This window comes from Enterobacter sp. QK-SA4, assembly GCF_056856775.1.
Map to the genome: position 1 here is coordinate 2,101,369 of NZ_JBXFXH010000007.1, position 16,937 is coordinate 2,118,305.

The following is a 16,937-nucleotide window of genomic DNA, read 5'->3' on the forward strand; positions in this document are numbered from 1 at the left end:
CTTATTTAATTTCCAGCTCGTTCATTGCAGCGATGTTGAAGCCGCCGTCAACGTGAACTACTTCGCCGGAGATACCAGCGGAAAGGTCAGAGCACAGGAATGCTGCAGAGTTACCCACATCTTCAATGGTAACGGTACGACGAATCGGGGTAACCGCTTCGCAGTGTGCCAGCATTTTACGGAAATCTTTAATACCGGAAGCTGCCAGGGTGCGGATAGGACCTGCAGAGATGGCGTTAACGCGCACGCCTTCAGGACCCATTGCGTTCGCCATGTAGCGTACGTTGGCTTCCAGAGAGGCTTTCGCCAGGCCCATAACGTTGTAGTTAGGGATAGCACGCTCAGCGCCCAGGTAGGACAGAGTCAGCAGGGCTGCGCCCGGGTTCAGCATCGCGCGGCAGGATTTCGCCATCGCAACGAAGCTGTAGGAGCTGATGTCGTGAGCGATTTTGAAGCCATCACGGGTAACCGCGTTCACGTAGTCGCCGTCCAGCTGGTCGCCAGGAGCGAAGCCAATGGAGTGAACGAAACCGTCGAATTTCGGCCATGCTTTTGCCAGTTCAGCAAACATGCCGTCGATGCTTTCGTCTTGTGCAACGTCACATTCCAGAACGATGCTGGAACCCAGCTGCGCGGCAAACTCTTCAACACGGCCTTTCAGCTTGTCGTTCTGGTAGGTGAACGCCAGCTCAGCGCCTTCGCGATGCATTGCCTGTGCGATGCCGTATGCGATGGACAGTTTGCTGGCAACGCCAGTCACCAGAATGCGCTTACCGGAAAGAAAACCCATAGCTTTAATCCTTATATTCATTGCTAATTTTGCCTTGTAATTCATAGCGTTACAGGCAGTATTTCAAAATCATTCGAAATTAGCTCGAAATTATAGCCCACTCACAGCCCCTTGTGTCACGATATTTCTCGCTGTTCTCCGAAGACGCTTGCTCCGAAGAATGCGCCGCGGACTCGCGGGGGCTCAAAATTTCAGCATTCGTCCAGTATATCACCCGGCAACAGCTTCGCCTCATCCAACCAGCGAGGAAGCGCGATCCCGCAAGGGTATTCACGCTTTCCTGAGGTTGTCGATGAAGCGCGCGATGACGATAAAGAAAACCGGTACGAAGAAAATGGCGAGAAGCGTACCGCTAATCATCCCGCCAAATACGCCGGTACCGATGGCATGCTGCGTACTGTCGCTCGCACCATTGGCCAGCATCAACGGAACAACCCCTAAGGTGAAGGCTAACGACGTCATCAGAATAGGGCGCAGGCGCTGGCCGGCGGCATGAATGGTTGCCGCCAGCAGGGGCTGCCCCTGGCGATGGAGCTGCCTCGCAAATTCAACAATCAGAATGGCGTTTTTGGCCGACAGGCCGATAAGCGTAATCAGGCCGACCTTGAAGAAAACGTCATTCGTCATGTCGGCAACGGACACCGCTATCACCGCGCCGATAAGGCCCAGCGGAACGACCAGCATGACCGCAAATGGAATAGACCAGCTCTCATACAGGGCGGCCAGCACCATAAACACGACCAGTATCGACAGGACGATAAGGCCCGGAAGCTGAGATTCCGATTTTCTCTCCTGCAATGAGCTCCCTGCCCACTCGCCCGCCATGCCCTGAGGTAAATCTCTGGACAAACTCTCCATAACCTTCATTGCGGTGCCGCTGGACTCTCCCGGCGCCGCATTTCCGGTAATGCGAATAGCCGAATATCCCTGATAACGCGTCAACTGCTGCGGCGCAACGTGCCAGGAAAGCGTGGCAAACGTTGATACCTGCACCATCTGCCCCATCCGGTTTTTCACTGATAATGTCAGTATCTGCTCAGGCTGCATTCGGTAGGGCGCATCGCCCTGAATAATCACCTGCTGAACGCGGCCGTTGTTCGTATAGTCATTAACGTAATTTGAGCCCAGGGTGACGGAGAGCGTCTGGTTGATTTCATCAAACGAGACGCCCATTGCTTCCGCCTTTTCTCTGTCCACCTGGAGCGCAAGGTTTGTTCCTTCCGGCAGACCGTCTATATACACGTCACTCAGTTCAGGGCGCTGGTTGGCCTGCAGGACCAGCGCGTCGGCAGCGCGCTTTAACGCCTCGTAGCCCAGTCCCGCTCTGTCCTGCACGTACCAGGTGAAGCCCGACGAGGTGCCCATATCCGAAATGGCCGGCGGGAGCAGGCTCATCGTGACGGCATCAGAGACGTTTGCCATGCTGGCCTGTATCCGGTCGGCTTCCCCCTGGGCCGTCGAGCCCTGCCGATCTTTCCAGTCCTTCAGCGTGGTGAAGGCCATAGCCGAGTTTGGCCCTGAACCTGAAAATCCAAAGCCCAGGATCATAATGTTGCTTTCAATATCCGGCCGGGCCGCAATTTCCTCTTCAAATTTTTTAACCACGTTGAGGGTGCGCTGCATCGTGGCATCAGAAGGCAGCTGGATTGAGGACATAAAGTAGCCCTGATCTTCGTCCGGCAGAAAAGACGACGGTAGCGAAGACAATCCCAGAAACAGCGCTGCACAAAGCGCAGCGTACAGGAGCAGCATACGCCCGGTTCGCTTCAGAACGGCACCCAGCCCGGCTTCGTAACAGGCGGTGAGCGAACGAAAGCGCACGTTAAACCCGACCGCGAACCTTCCGCCTCCGCTCTTTCCTGCCTTATGCGGCTTGAGTAACGTTGCGCACAGGGCAGGCGTCAGCGTCAGGGCAAGAAACGCGGACAGCAGTATGGAGACCGCCATGGAAATACAAAATTGTCGGTAGATAATCCCGACGGATCCTTCAGCAAACCCCATGGGGATAAAGACGGCGGTCAGCACCAGCGTGATGCCAATAATCGCCGGGGTGATTTCCTGCATGGCTTGCCGCGTGGCGTCACGCGGGGACAGGCTTTTTTCCTCCATCAGACGTTCGACGTTTTCTACGACCACAATGGCATCATCAACGATAATCCCTATCGCCAGCACCATGCCGAACATCGTCAGAATATTGATGGAGTAGCCGCTCAACAGCATCACGGTGAAGGTGCCAGGAAGGGCGACGGGAGCAACAATCGCCGGGATAAGCGTACAGCGTATCTTGTGCAGAAACAGCAGCATAACCAGGAAGACCAGGACCATCGCTTCCACAAATGTCTGAACAACCTTCATGATAGAAAGTTTCACAAACGGCGCGGTATCGAAGGGGATCGTAAACGCCATTCCTTCGGGTAACACCCGGGAAAGTTCGTCGATGCGAGCCCGTACGCCGGAAGCCGTACTCATTGCGTTGGCGCCAGGCGAGAGCTGGATTGCCGCCGCCGTTGTGGGCACGCCATTTTCGCGGATACCAAAAGCGTAGCTTTGCAGACCAGATTCAATCCGCGCAATGTCGGACAGTTTCAGGCGGGCGCCGGATGAGTCAGATTTCAGGGTGATATTCCTGAACGCCTCTACCGAGGAGAGCTGTCCCTTCACTGTGATGGGATACGTCACCCCTTGTCCTGCAGCGGCGGGCTCATCTCCCGTTTTGCCGGGCGAAACCAGGGCATTTTGCTGGCCAACGGCGGTAAGAACATCGCTTACCGAAAGCCCGTAGCCGTGGAGCTTCATGGGATCCAACCAGATGCGCAGCGCTTTTTCGCCGCCAAACAGCTGAACTTTCCCTACGCCGGGCACGCGACGAAGCTCGTCACTGACGTTTCTGGCAAAATAGTCGCTTAAATCGGCTTCCTCAAATTGACCCGTCGCGGACTTAAGCCCCACCATCATTAAAAAGCCAGAGTTAGCGGCCTCGACGTTAATCCCGTTTTGCCTTACCGCCTGAGGTAGACGAGGCTCGACGATCTTAATCTGATTTTGCAGATCCATCTGCGCCAGCTTGATGTCCGTGCCCGGCTTAAACGTGACGGTAATCGATGCCGAACCGGTTGTGTCACTGGATGATTCAAAGTAGAGCAAATTATCTACGCCAGAGATTTCGCGCTCGATTAACGATACCACCGACGTGTTCATGATATCGGGACTGGCCCCCGGATAACTGACGGAAATAATGATTCCAGGCGGTGCTACCGCCGGATACTGCGCAACCGGTAAACGGGGAATAGACAGGAGTCCTGCCAGAACGATAAAAAGCGCTACTACCCAGGCGAAAACGGGGCGTTCAATAAAAAAATGCGGCATTAAATTAACGTCCGGTTACGTGAATTTCATCATCAGTGGATACGCGCTTGCCGATATCCCTGAGCTGCGAAAATTTCTCAAGAAGCTGCGGCGCGTCATCGAGGCTCGTTGCGAACATCCACATATAGGTCATCACCGAGTAAATATGTCCGGCGGTGATGCCGGTTGAGCGCGTCATCCAGACGATGGTCAGCGTAAAAAGCGCGGCAACAAGCACGCCAACCCACAAATAGCCCCACGCCTCGCGGTCAGATAATGCGATACGTAAACGCGCCAGCGTGGAGTAATGTCGGTGAAGCGTGGCCGTGCCTTCCTTATGGACATAATCCACTTCTTTTTCCAGCCGATTATTCAGGCGCATGAACAACCATTCATTTTTACGGGCATATCCTGAGACAAATCCGAGCAGGATAAATACAATCGCAAAGCACATGACGCCGGCCCAAAATTCAATAAACAGCAACATAATTGCGGCACCAAAAAGTGAGCTCAGCGAGGTAATAAGCAGGGGAAGGTGCATTTCAAAGAAATCCACATATTCGCGCGAGAGCGTTACCCTGGCGGCGATCGCCGAATGGTTAAGCTGGTATTTGCGCTGTGCCAGGACGACGGAAACCGCGAGTCCGGCATAAATGCGTGCAAACGTGCGCGTGTCTACGCTTCGTCTGGCCGCACCGATGAACCACATGCAAAGCACCATGAGGCCATACAGCGCGGCGTTAAGCGTTTCACCGGCGAGGATGGCATTTATCGCGATGCCAGCCAGAACGGGATAAAGTAAAAACGTCACGTTTTCGGCCACCACCAGGAAGAAAGTGACAGCCAGTTTTTTCCGGTGCCGTATCGCGAGTTTTTTAAGCGAGCGCATCATACCTGCAGGTTCAGAAGAACGAAAATTATTATTACTGTTCATCATTATGGGTAAGTCATGTCAGACTTTTCAGTGAGTTATTTTTGTGTGAAAGAGTGAGGTAGAGACTCTACCGCGCTCCTGTTTAGCGGACATGGGCGGTTTATGGAGGACGTGTGGAGCAGCGGCTCAAATCATTCTCATAATGAGGTACAGCGGTGCTCCGCCAAAAAAAATGATCAAATAACACTCGTAGTAAAAGATCAGATCTTCGATATCGGGCATCGCGTTTAACAGTACGGTGAACGTAATAATGAGATAGACAAAAATCATCATCAGCCAGAAGGCGACGACGAGTAGCTCAGTCAACGCGCCGGCTTTATTTTGGATCATCAGAGAGACCACTGATAATGCGATGCAGCCATAGATAATGGGTGAAGAGAGCAGCGTCGAGGCGACTTTTTCATCCATTCTGTGCACCAGTACCAGCCAGGTATAAAGTAATCCCCACGACAGCAGCAGGAACAGGGAATATATACCCAGTTTTTTAGGAGAGAAATATTTAGAAAGTTCCATGTTCATTATTTCAGCCAACTTCATAAAATCTTTAAGAAACAGTGGTAATTTGCAACGCGCAATGCACAAAGGACTATGCCTCAATAGCGATTATGCGCGGACATTGTCGAGTCTTTATTGACTGAATGTGTAGGCTGTGTGGAGAAATAACCGGGCATTTAAATCAACCGGGAAATTTTCGTGACCACGGCACTTTTTCGCGGAGGCTGTGTCTTATTGTGCTAAAGATATCTGATAGCGTGCTCAAAGGGATTTCACCCACGGAGATAAAATGCACAAAAATACGCTGATCCTTATTGTTGAAGATGAAGACGAAATCGCCGATATACTGATGAGCTACTTAGAGCGTTCGGGAATGAAAACGCTCCGAGCCAGGCAGGGCGAACAGGCCATAGCGCTCAATCGCCTCCATAAACCGGATCTCATATTGCTGGACATTCACCTGCCCGTATGTGACGGCTGGAGCGTACTTACCACGCTTCGTCAGGAAAGCGCTGTCCCCGTCATTATGGTTTCCGCTCTCGATCAGGATGTCGATAAGCTCATGGGGCTGAGGCTGGGCGCGGATGATTACGTGATCAAACCCTTCAACCCTTCTGAAGTCGTCGCCCGGGTTGAGGCAGTGCTGCGCAGGACAAAACCCGCGCTTCAGCAGGCGGGTTCCCAGCCGCTCAGAACGCCATTTATTACGGTCTACCCGGATGACTTCTACGTGGAAGTCACCGTGGGGGCAGAGGTTGTCTCCCCGGTATTAACGACGACCGAATTTAAATTGCTCACATACCTGGTGAGATATCCGCGAAAGGTCTGCTCACGCGAAGAGCTACTCAACGCGTGTCTGCCGGAAGGGGATACACTCGACAGAACGGTCGATAGCCACATGAGCAAGTTGCGTAAAAAACTGGAGCTGGCCGGCCTATACGGTGTTCCCGAGAGCATCAGAGGCATGGGTTACCGGCTTGGGGAAAAGAAATGAACAAAGAGTCTGTCCTGAGTCGTCAGATCTTAACGTATATGCTGTTGCTGACGTTTACGATCATTGCCATCGCCATACTCGGCTCCTGGTTTTTTTACTCCTTTATTCTGGATCACCTCCCGGGCGGCCCTGCTGCGGGCGATGACGAGCAGATGACGATGTGGGACTGGGCATGGATTGGGACCGCGACTACGATCAGTATGATTATTGCCCTCTTTTTCACGGTCAAACTTTCATCGCGGATACTCACCCCGCTAAACGCGGTAGCGTCCAGCCTGAAAAAGATTTCTCAGGGCGATCTGGACGCCAGGGCATTTTGCGCCAGTTCCCGGCTGGGTGAGATCAATCACCTGGTGACGGATTTCAATGAAATGGCGGAAAAATTGCAGACGCTGGATATTCAGAGGAAATCCTGGAATGCCGCTATCGCGCATGAGCTGAGAACACCGGTCACGATCTTACGCGGACGGCTTCAGGGGTTGGTTGACGGCGTTTTTACCCCGGATCCGGTGCTGTTTAATAATCTTCTCAAACAGACGGAAGGGTTAACCCGCCTGATTGAAGATCTCCGGGTTGTCAGTTCGAATGGCGGGGCGGGATACACGTTATGCCAGTCAAGAACGGATCTAAAAGGGACAATACAGAACGCACTCGATACGTTCATGCCCGAGTTCAGCCGTAAGGCGTTTACCGTCAATACAGACCTGAGGGAGCAGCAGTGCGTATTCGATCCATTACGCATCAATCAGTGTCTGACCGTTTTATTTGATAATGCCTTACACTATTCAACCTCGCGCACGCTCATCGTGAAAAATGGCGTTTCTGATAAAGGCAATTATATCCTTATTCAGGACGGGGGACCGGGCATCCCCAGAGAGTTTCATGATTTCCTGTTTCAGCCCTTTCAGCGCGATAATGGCGCCAGACATGTGAACCCGGAAGGCTGTGGCTTGGGCTTGTCGGTGGTAAAAGCCATCATGCTGGCTCATGGTGGCGATGTTTCCTATACCTTATCGACGCAAAACCACTCGATATTTAAGCTCACCTGGCCCGACTCGTGAGCTTCAGCGGCAGGTCAAATCTGCCTGCCGGCGATAAATGCCATATTTTTCCTAACTTAGCATCCCATTCCTGCGGGGTAATCGTCAGTTTACCGCGTCTTGGGCTTAAGGTTATTTCGCTGAAATAGATTTCATCTTTTTTTAGCATAAGGTCAACGCGGCAGTAGTCAATTCCATCCGCCAGCTCCTGGGAGGCCAACAGTGCCTGACGGAACAAGAGCGGTTCGCCAGGCGTTGCTGAAGTATTCGGATATTCCATCCGGAAGGGTTGTAAGTTCCACTGCCTGTCATAAACGTTGATAAACCCTTTGCCGTTATCATCCGTAAAATCTGCTTCTACATAGTGGGCAACGCCATGAAAACAGTGGATCCTCAGCATTTCGGGTGTCGTGTTTCTGTCAGCATCGTCGAAGAGATCGACAAACGGCTCGCAAAGTATGCTCGGCGTAATGTTTTTGTACTGCCATTCGCGCGTGGTGTAGTAAAGATTTTTCTTTAACGCGAGGCTCAGCTTTTTACACGCTTCTTTTTCATTAAATTGCGCTTTGTTTGTACATATTATTGTGCTGCCGCTGTCATGGTTGCACTTAAGGACGAATTTGTCAGGAAGAATTGAAAAATCAATCTGCGACGGCCGGGTATAAACGCCAATTAATGGCACCGTTTTCACGCGCGTTGTTCTGGAGGAAACGTATGCCCGAACGGCGAGTTTATCCGCAAGCATCGTGTAGAAGTTATTATGGTCATAGACCAGACGATGACATATTTTTTCACTCAACGTCGTGGGCGAGTTAATGTCAGGAGTTTCCCCGGTTGATTTTTTAAGCCTCACGGTATGAAAATGCAGGTCCGTCATTAAAAATGAGCGGCATTTTCTGATGAGATACTCTGTGTATTTTAAAACGTAAGTGGCGGTGTTCATTTCTTCTCCTCCGTAATGTCCGGATATTCTGGAGAAGAACTGTTGATTGATATTGCTTAAAATATGGAGCAGGGATGGAGACGAAAATTAAAGGATTAAATAGCGCACGCAGACTATTTAATCCTTAATTTAATGGGGTAGTTTTTGTGAAGCGTCGCGCTTAGCGGTCCTTTCTCCACGCATCGGCGGTTAATGCTTCACCGAAATGACCGGCAATCAGCCGTTTTGTCAGTTCATGAAGCGGAGAGGCCATCACATCCGCGGTGCTGCCGCGCTCTACCACTTCACCCTGGTGCATGACCATCACCTGATCGCTGATGTGCTTCATCATTCCCAGATGCTGGGTGACGTAGATATACGAGATCCCCTGTTTTTCCTGCAATTCCAGCATCAGGTTAATTAGCTGCGAGCGCATCGACATATCCAGCGAGGCAAGCGCTTCATCCGCAATGATCACTTTTGGCCGCAAAATCAACGCACGCGCCAGACCCAGACGCTGTTTCTGGCCTGGTGCCAGCATATGCGGGTAGTAGCTTTCGTGATCCGGCAACAGCCCAACCATACGCAGGGTTTCAAATACGCGCTTACGGCGCGCCTCTGGCTCCAGGTCGGTGTTCAGACGCAGCGGAAAATCGAGGATCTGCGAAATGCGCTGGCGCGGGTTAAGAGAGGTAGACGGATCCTGGAAGATCATGCGGATGCGCTGGCTGCGGAAAGAGTAGTCGCCGAAGGTCAGAGGATGATCGTCAATCAACACTTCGCCTGCAGTCGGTTCAACCATGCCAGCGAGCATTTTCGCCAGGGTGGATTTCCCGGAACCGTTCTCGCCAATGATCGCCAGGGTCTGTTTTTCACGCAGCGTAAAGCTCAGCGGCTTCACCGCGTCGACAGTTTGACGATGAAACAGCCCAGTGCGGTAGCGAAAGGTCTTACTCAGGTTGCGGACTTCCAGTAAGGTTTCGACCATTTCACTCTCTCTCCATGTTCAGCGGGAAATGACAGGCGTATAAATGATTTTTGGCCCCGGTCAGGCGTGGCGTCTCGATACATTTACGCTGAGCATAGGGACACCGCGGCCCCAGACGACAGCCTATCGGCAGGGATTCCAGCAGCGGAATCGCCCCCGGCAGGGTATTCAGGCGACTCTTATGCGGCATTGCGCTGCCAAAATCTGGAATGGCGCGAATAAGCGCCTGCGTATACGGGTGGTGCGGCGCGGTGATCAGATCTTCACTCGGCGCGGTTTCGACCGTTTGTCCGCAGTACATCACGTCAATTTTATCCGCCCATTTGCTGAGCATTTGCAGGTCATGGCTGATCAGCAAAATGGTGGTGTTGTTATTCTGGTTGAGACGCGACAGCAGGCGGAAAATTTGCGCCTGCGTGGTGGGTTCCATCGCGTTGGTGGGCTCATCCGCAATCAGCAAGCGCGGCTGATTTGCCAGCGCGATAGCAATCATCACTTTCTGACATTCGCCGTCGGTCAGCTCATAAGGGAAGCTGCGCATCGCATCTTTGTGGTCTTTGATCCCGACGCGGTGTAAAAGCTCGATGGCGCGGCGCTTGCGCCAGCCAACGCGTTGCCACCAGCGGCCTTTATAGGTCCAGCCGGGAATGTTCTGCATGAGCTGTTTACCCACGCGTTCGGACGGATCGAGACAGGACTGCGGCTCCTGGAAAATCATCGAGACGTTATGCCCGACCAGCTTACGCCGCTCGCGGGGGGAGAGGCGCAGCAGATCGATATCGTCAAAACGCATACGGTCTGCCGTCACGCGCCAGTTGTCTTTCGCCACGCCGCATATAGCTTTGGCAATCAGACTTTTTCCCGAGCCGGATTCCCCCACCAGCCCGCGAATTTCACCCTCCGCGAGGGTGATACTGATGCGATCGACGGCTTTAACCCAGCCTTCACCGGTTTTGAATTCGATGGTGAGGTTGCGAATATCAAGAAGCGGCATTATTGCACCCCCGCGTTAATTGCACGGCGAATACCGTCGCCCAGCAGGTTGATAAGCAGCACGCTCACCATAATGGCCGCACCCGGCAGCATGACCGTCCACGGCGCCACGTAAATTAACTCCAGCGCGTCGCCGAGCATCGCACCCCATTCGGGCGACGGCAGCTGTGCACCGAGATCGAGGAAGCCGAGCGCCGCGATGTCCAGGATCGCCATCGACAGGGCGCGGGTGATCTCTGTGACCAGCCCGGCGGCGATGTTGGGCAGCACGGCAAACCACAGAATGTTGAAGGTCGTCGCGCCGTCCAGACGCGCGGCAACGACGTACTCTTTTTCGAGTTCATCATGCACCATGCTGTAAACCGAGCGCACGATGCGGGGCAGGATAGCCAGCCAGACGGCGAACATGGCGTGCGACAGGTGCGGACCGGCAAAGGCAACAACGATGATCGCCAGCAGCAGGGACGGAATCGACAGCAGCGTATCCAGAATGTGGTTAAGGACCGCCGAACGCAGGCCATGGGTGGATCCCGCAAAAATACCGAGCGCCAGCCCGCAGATCGTAGCCGCGAGCGTCACCACAAATGCGCCGCCCACCGTCGGGGCTGCACCGCTCAGCAGGCGGCTCAACACGTCACGTCCGAGGTCGTCCGTTCCCAGGAAGAAAGAGACTTCACCGTAGCGCGACCAGGACGGTGGCAGCAGCTGATAGCCAAGGAACTGCTGGTCGATGCCGTACGGCGCAAACCACGAGCCAAAGACGCACAGCAACACCAGGCCGGCGCAGCCGTAAAGGCCGATCATTGCCGTGGTGTCACCATAGAACTTACGCCACACGGTACGCAGCACGCCGGGCGTGCGCTTTTCACTGTATACGCTATCGTAAGGCATACCATTCCTTATGCTTCAATGGGTTAGCCATGGCACCCAGAATATCGGACAACACGTTAACAATAATCACCAGCGAACCAATCACCATCACGCCGGCAGAAATAGCGGCGTAGTCCTGCTGGCGGATGGCGTTAATCAGCCATCGCCCCAGGCCCGGCCAGCTAAAGACCATCTCGGTGATCATGGCCAGCGTCAGCATGGTGGAAAACTGTAATCCCAGACGCGGAATTACCGGCGGCAGCGCGTTGTGCAGGACGTTGCGGCGCAGGATGGTCAGGCGCGACAGCCCGCGCGTGGCCGCGGCTTTGACGTAGTTCTGGTCAAATACCTCAATGGTGCTCAGGCGCATCAGGCGGATCACTTCGGTGGTTGGCGCAACCGCCAGCGTCAGCACCGGCAATACCATATGGCGCAGGGCGCTGACGATCATTTCATGGCGCCACACCGAATCGGACAGCCACGCGTCAATGATGGCAAAGCCCGTCACCGTTTTAACCGTATAGAGCAGGTCAAAACGACCCGAAACCGGCAGCCAGCCCATCGTCAGCGAGAAGAACAGCGTTAGCAGCAGCGCCAGCCAGAAAACCGGGATGGAGAAGCCGAACAGGGCGAGGGCGCTGATAAACTTATCCTGCCATTTATTGCGATAGATCCCGGCCAGCATGCCCACAGGGATGCCGACCATCAGGGCAAAACCGAAGGCCAGAATGCACAGCTCCATCGTGGCCGGGAACACCTCTTTCAGCTGCTGGGAAATCAGCTGCCCGTTAATGCTGGACACGCCGAAATCCCAGTGCAGCAGCCCGTTAAACCAGAACAGCCAGGCATCCCATAGCGACGACCCCTGGAGCGGGGCGTGGGGCGTGAAATAGCTCAGGCTGAAGCCGACAAAGTTCAGGAAAAAGAGCGTCACCAGCAGCAAAAGGAGCCGACGTAAGGTAAAAATAATCATGGTTTTTTCACCTCTTGTTCTTTTTCACGCGACACGCCGGCGAACGAGGCGTTGCCGAACGGGCTCAGCACCAGGCCTTTAATATCATAACGATAGGCCTGAAGGCGCAGGGAAGAGGCCAGCGGCAGCACCGGGAGTTCCTGGGCAAGGATCTTCTGCGCTTCATCATAGGCGTCGATGCGCGAGGCCAGCTGCTGGGAAGCCAGCGCTTTTTGCAGCACGGCGTCAAACTCCCGGTTACACCAGTGGGCGTAGTTGGTCTGCGAATTTATCGCCGCACAGCTTAACAGCGGCCGGAAGAAGCTGTCCGGATCGTTACTGTCGGTCGCCCAGCCGGTCAGGGTTAAATCATGATTCATGTCCATCAGGCGCGCCTCCTGGAAACGGCCCTCAACCGGTACGATGATGACTTTGACGCCCACCTGCGCCATATCTGCCTGCAGCAGTTCGGCGGTCTTGAGCGGGCTCGGGTTCCACGCCTGGGAGCTGGTTGGCACCCAAAGCTGCAGCGTGAGGTTTTCCGCCCCCAGCGCCTTCAGCTGTTCACGCGCTTTTGCCGGATTGTATTCCGTAATTTTAGCTTCACCGTCATAGGCCCACGAGGCGCGCGGTAAAATTGAGGCGGCGGTTTCCGCCGTGCCGTAGTAGATCGACTGCATTAAACGCTGGTTGTTAATCGCCAGCGCCAGAGCGTGACGTACGGCAGGGTTATTCAACGGCGGCTTATCCGTGTTAAAGGCCAGATAGGCGATATTCATGCCCGGGCGTAACGTCAGGCGCAGGCGCGGATCGTCGCGCAAAATGGTGAGCTGGCTGGCCGCGGGCCAGGCGAGTACGTCGCACTCCCCGGTGAGCAGTTTTGACAGACGTCCTGTCCCACCTGAACCGAGATCGACCACCACCTGCGGCATCAGCGGAGTGCCGCGCCAGAAATGCTCATGACGCTGCAGACGAATATATTGCCCGGCGCGGTATTCGGCGAGCTGGAACGGACCGGTGCCAACCGGCTGACGATCGAGCAACTCCTGACGATCTTTTTTTGTCAGGTTCGCCGCGTATTCAGCGGACATGACTGACGCATAGTGGGTCGCCAGGTGCCAGAGGAAGGAGGCATCCGGGCGCGTCAGCGTAAATTCAACCGTGCGGTTGTCCAGCTTGCGCACGCTCTTGACGGTGTCGGCAAACTGCAGGCTGTCGAAATAGGGGAAGTTGCTGCCGTTAACGTTATGCCACGGGTGGTTGCGGTTAAAGATGCGCTGGAAGGTAAAGACCACGTCATCTGCGTTCAGCTTGCGCGTGGGGGTAAACCACGGCGTGCGTTGAAATGCGACGTCATCGCGCAGATGAAAACGGTAGGTTGCGCCGTTATCCAGCACTTCCCAGCTTTCCGCAAGCTCAGGCACCAGACGGTAGGTGTACGGATCAACATCAAGCAGACGGTCGTAAAGCTGCGCGGCCAGGGTATCCACGATCAGGCCGCTGCCCGCTTTTTGCGGATTGAAGGTGTCCACCTGGCCGCTTACGCAATAGACGAAGCCGCTGTCACGAATGTCAGGCTGCGGAGTTAGCCCGGGCGCGGCAAAGGCCAGGCTGCTAAACAGACCGAGAGCAAAAAAGGACGATAAAACCAGACGCATAATTTTTAAGGTTTTTAGGTTTGATCTGCAAAGTGTATCGCACTTACGCATGCTTCGTAAAAATGTCTGCAGGTAAGTGCTGATATTGTCAGCGCATTTGATGCTTTTTGAGCAATGCCCTTAACTGATGGTAGGTCAGACCCAGCAGTTCAGCCGCCCGTTTCTGGTTATATTTCGCCGTCTTCAGGCTTTGCTCCAGCAGCTGTTTCTCCTGTTCGTTCTGGAACTGGCGTAAATCAAGGGGGAGAGTAGGGGCATAGCCTGAAGACGCTGGTGTGGGTAGCGACGGCGCGCTGCGCTGAAAAGGATCGATAATGATGTTGTCCAGCTCCGTCTCGCTGCTGCCGTGACGATAGACGGAGCGCTCCACGACGTTTTTCAGTTCACGGATATTTCCCGGCCAGTGGTAAGCGAGCAGCGTCTCCTGTGCATAATCGCTGAAGCCTGGGAACAGCGGCAGTCCGAGTTCGCGGCACATCTGAATCGCAAACTGGTCTGCCAGCAGCATGATGTCGCTTCTGCGCTCGCGCAGCGGAGGAAGTTGAACGACGTCAAAGGCCAGGCGGTCAAGGAGGTCGGCACGGAATTTCTCCTCCGCCACCATCTCCGGCAGGTTGGCGTTAGTGGCGCACACCAGGCGCACGTTAACCTGCAGCGGCTGGCTACCGCCGACGCGCTCCAGTTCGCCGTACTCAATCACGCGCAGCAGTTTTTCCTGCACCAGCATGGGGGCGGTGGCCAGCTCATCCAGAAAAAGCGTACCGCCGTCGGCGCGCTCAAAGCGTCCGGGATGGCGTTTCTGGGCACCGGTAAACGCGCCCGCTTCATGGCCGAAGAGCTCGGTGTCGAGCAGGTTTTCATTCAGCGCCGCGCAGTTAAGGGAAATAAATGGGCCATCCCAGCGCCCGGACAGGTAATGCAGACGGTTGGCTATCAGCTCTTTCCCCGTTCCACGTTCACCGATGATCAGCACCGATTTATTGAGCGGCGCCAGGCGAGAGACCTGTTCCAGCACTTCGAGAAAGCTGTTTGCTTCGCCGAGTAAATTGTCTTTGTATCCGGGCATGATGAAATTAACCACTCCTTAGCGATATTCACCAGGGAAGAATAGTTCTTCACTGAGCAAAAAGCAATCATGCTTAGTAAAATCAATAAGATAAAAACATGGCATGATGTTTGTATTATCAGTACAGCAGGGCATCGCCCGATAACAGAACTATGAGGATCAGATTATGGGTATTTTTTCTCGTTTTGCCGACATCGTGAACGCCAACATCAACTCACTGCTTGAGAAAGCGGAAGATCCGCAGAAGCTGGTACGTCTGATGATTCAGGAGATGGAAGACACGCTGGTTGAAGTGCGTTCAACCTCCGCCCGCGCGCTGGCGGAGAAAAAACAGCTTACGCGTCGCATTGAACAAGCTACCGCTCAACTGAACGAATGGCAGGAAAAAGCGGAACTTGCGCTGCGCAAAGATAAAGAAGATCTGGCCCGTGCGGCGCTGATCGAAAAACAGAAGCTGGCCGATATGGTCGCGACGCTCGAGCATGAAGTGACGCTGGTGGACGACACGCTCAACCGTATGAAGAAAGAGATTGGTGAGCTTGAAAACAAACTGAGCGAAACCCGCGCGCGTCAGCAGGCGCTGACCCTGCGTCACCAGGCGGCAAGCTCCTCCCGCGACGTGCGTCGTCAGCTGGACAGCGGTAAGCTCGATGAAGCGATGGCGCGTTTTGAATCGTTTGAACGTCGTATCGACCACATGGAAGCGGAAGCCGAAAGCCACGGCATCGGCAAGCAGAAGTCGCTGGATCAACAGTTCGCCGATCTGAAGGCTGATGATGAAATCAGCGAGCAGCTGGCGGCACTGAAAGCCAAAATGAAGCAAGACAACCAATAATAATTCCTGCGGCACCTGAGCGTGCCGCATCATAAGACAAGGAGTACACATGAGCGCGCTTTTTCTGGCCATTCCCCTGACAATTTTCGTGCTGTTCGTTTTGCCGATTTGGCTATGGCTGCACTACAGCAACCGTTCTTCTCGGGGCGAACTCTCCCAGAGTGAACAACAGCGTCTGGTGCAGCTCTCCGACGAGGCGAACAAAATGCGCGAACGCATTCAGGCGCTGGAAGCCATCCTGGATGCTGAGCATCCAAACTGGAGGGACCGTTAATGTCTGGACTGAATCTGAACAAAAAGCTGTGGCGAATTCCACAGCAGGGCATGGTGCGCGGCGTTTGCGCCGGGCTGGCTCACTATCTTGATGTCCCGGTTAAACTTGTCCGCGTGGTCGCGGTGCTATCGATCTTCTTCGGCCTGGCGTTTATTACCCTGGTGGCATACATCGTCCTGTCGTTTGTTCTTGACCCGATGCCGGAAGGAGAACTGGCTGCGGAGGGAGCCCCGACCAGCAGCGATCTTCTCAATGCCGTTGATGAGCAACTCGCCGCCGGTGAGAAGCGGCTACGGGAAATGGAACGCTATGTCACGTCGGATACCTTTACGCTGAGAAGTCGCTTTCGTCAGCTTTAAGAGAGAGATGAGATGAAACAACACTGGCAACAGGCCGGTCAGAAGGTAAAACCCGGCCTGAAAATCGCAGGTAAACTGGTCCTGCTGACCGCGTTACGGTTCGGCCCGGCAGGTGTGGCAGGTTGGGCAATTAAATCCGTTGCCCGCAAGCCGGTCAGAATGGTGCTGGCCGTGGCGCTCGAACCGCTGTTGCAAAAGGTGGCAAAACGGCTTTCTCGCCGCTACTTATCCCAATAATTCCCGTTGGCGTTAGCCCTTTCCCTGACGGGGGAGGGACTGGCGACGGTTAACCGCATTTCCTCTTTTCCCCGTTCTTTCTTTGCGGCAGCTCACAATATTGCGCTGAGCTGCTTTGCAATCACCTTTTTCTCCTTTCTGGTCCGTTGACAGATATTTTTCATGGGAGTAGATTGCCACTCCGT

The 16,937-nt window shown here is 54.2% G+C and carries 17 protein-coding genes; 6 read left to right on the forward strand and 11 right to left on the reverse strand.

Annotated elements, in window-relative coordinates; genetic code table 11:
- Position 1 precedes the first annotated feature (1 nt).
- The 4 genes from fabI to crrC form a co-directional block, all read right to left on the reverse strand.
- The gene (gene fabI, locus AC1VYI_RS11560) at positions 2-790 is read right to left on the reverse strand and encodes an enoyl-ACP reductase FabI (protein ID WP_003856831.1); all 789 of its coding nucleotides are present in this window, start codon (positions 788-790) and stop codon (positions 2-4) included.
- 270 nt (positions 791-1,060) lie between these two features.
- Complete coding sequence (locus AC1VYI_RS11565) at positions 1,061-4,156, reverse strand: multidrug efflux RND transporter permease subunit (protein WP_226483895.1); 3,096 nt, start codon at positions 4,154-4,156, stop codon at positions 1,061-1,063.
- A 4-nt stretch (positions 4,157-4,160) separates the two neighbouring features.
- A complete protein-coding gene (locus AC1VYI_RS11570; RefSeq protein WP_482883346.1) occupies positions 4,161-5,069 on the reverse strand; it encodes an ABC transporter six-transmembrane domain-containing protein in 909 nt (302 codons plus the stop codon).
- A gap of 126 nt (positions 5,070-5,195) precedes the next feature.
- On the reverse strand, positions 5,196-5,582 hold the full coding sequence (crrC, locus tag AC1VYI_RS11575; protein ID WP_032668468.1) for a colistin resistant protein CrrC: 387 nt from the start codon (positions 5,580-5,582) through the stop codon (positions 5,196-5,198).
- A gap of 271 nt (positions 5,583-5,853) precedes the next feature.
- Between crrC and AC1VYI_RS11580 the strand changes: the two genes are divergently transcribed.
- Entirely contained in the window at positions 5,854-6,558 is a 705-nt protein-coding gene (locus AC1VYI_RS11580; protein ID WP_047741788.1) for a response regulator, read from the forward strand.
- A complete protein-coding gene (locus AC1VYI_RS11585) occupies positions 6,555-7,619 on the forward strand; it encodes an ATP-binding protein (protein ID WP_045355882.1) in 1,065 nt (354 codons plus the stop codon). The genes AC1VYI_RS11580 and AC1VYI_RS11585 overlap by 4 nt, the downstream gene beginning before the upstream one ends.
- On the opposite strand, the gene AC1VYI_RS11590 is transcribed toward AC1VYI_RS11585, so the two are convergent.
- The 7 genes from AC1VYI_RS11590 to pspF form a co-directional block, all read right to left on the reverse strand.
- A complete protein-coding gene (locus AC1VYI_RS11590) occupies positions 7,600-8,541 on the reverse strand; it encodes an ATP-grasp fold amidoligase family protein (RefSeq protein ID WP_134866116.1) in 942 nt (313 codons plus the stop codon). The two genes, AC1VYI_RS11585 and AC1VYI_RS11590, sit on opposite strands and share 20 nt — an antisense overlap.
- A 160-nt stretch (positions 8,542-8,701) precedes the next feature.
- Positions 8,702-9,508 carry a putrescine export ABC transporter ATP-binding protein SapF gene (gene sapF / locus AC1VYI_RS11595; RefSeq protein ID WP_023312051.1) on the reverse strand — a complete coding sequence of 269 codons (807 nt, stop codon included), beginning with the start codon at positions 9,506-9,508 and terminating at the stop codon, positions 8,702-8,704.
- Between the two features lies 1 nt (position 9,509).
- Positions 9,510-10,502: a putrescine export ABC transporter ATP-binding protein SapD gene (gene sapD, locus AC1VYI_RS11600; protein WP_008501228.1), complete on the reverse strand. Its 993-nt coding sequence runs from the start codon at positions 10,500-10,502 to the stop codon at positions 9,510-9,512.
- A complete protein-coding gene (gene sapC, locus AC1VYI_RS11605) occupies positions 10,502-11,392 on the reverse strand; it encodes a putrescine export ABC transporter permease SapC (protein ID WP_032656751.1) in 891 nt (296 codons plus the stop codon). Before sapC ends, sapD begins: the two co-directional genes overlap by 1 nt.
- Positions 11,379-12,344 carry a putrescine export ABC transporter permease SapB gene (sapB, locus tag AC1VYI_RS11610; protein WP_024907137.1) on the reverse strand — a complete coding sequence of 322 codons (966 nt, stop codon included), beginning with the start codon at positions 12,342-12,344 and terminating at the stop codon, positions 11,379-11,381. Before sapB ends, sapC begins: the two co-directional genes overlap by 14 nt.
- Entirely contained in the window at positions 12,341-13,981 is a 1,641-nt protein-coding gene (sapA, locus tag AC1VYI_RS11615) for an ABC transporter substrate-binding protein SapA (protein ID WP_023312048.1), read from the reverse strand. The genes sapB and sapA overlap by 4 nt, the downstream gene beginning before the upstream one ends.
- Before the next feature lie 88 nt (positions 13,982-14,069).
- Entirely contained in the window at positions 14,070-15,047 is a 978-nt protein-coding gene (gene pspF / locus AC1VYI_RS11620; protein ID WP_134866117.1) for a phage shock protein operon transcriptional activator, read from the reverse strand.
- A 166-nt stretch (positions 15,048-15,213) separates the two neighbouring features.
- Between pspF and pspA the strand changes: the two genes are divergently transcribed.
- From pspA to pspD, 4 genes are read left to right on the forward strand one after another with little or no spacing between them, the layout of a single operon-like run.
- Entirely contained in the window at positions 15,214-15,882 is a 669-nt protein-coding gene (pspA, locus tag AC1VYI_RS11625) for a phage shock protein PspA (protein ID WP_023312046.1), read from the forward strand.
- A 49-nt stretch (positions 15,883-15,931) separates the two neighbouring features.
- Positions 15,932-16,156, forward strand: coding sequence for an envelope stress response membrane protein PspB (gene pspB, locus AC1VYI_RS11630; protein ID WP_023312045.1), 225 nt, complete (start codon positions 15,932-15,934; stop codon positions 16,154-16,156).
- Complete coding sequence (gene pspC / locus AC1VYI_RS11635) at positions 16,156-16,515, forward strand: envelope stress response membrane protein PspC (protein ID WP_023312044.1); 360 nt, start codon at positions 16,156-16,158, stop codon at positions 16,513-16,515. The genes pspB and pspC overlap by 1 nt, the downstream gene beginning before the upstream one ends.
- Positions 16,516-16,527: 12 nt before the next feature.
- Entirely contained in the window at positions 16,528-16,752 is a 225-nt protein-coding gene (pspD, locus tag AC1VYI_RS11640; protein WP_023312043.1) for a phage shock protein PspD, read from the forward strand.
- Positions 16,753-16,937: the final 185 nt, after the last annotated feature.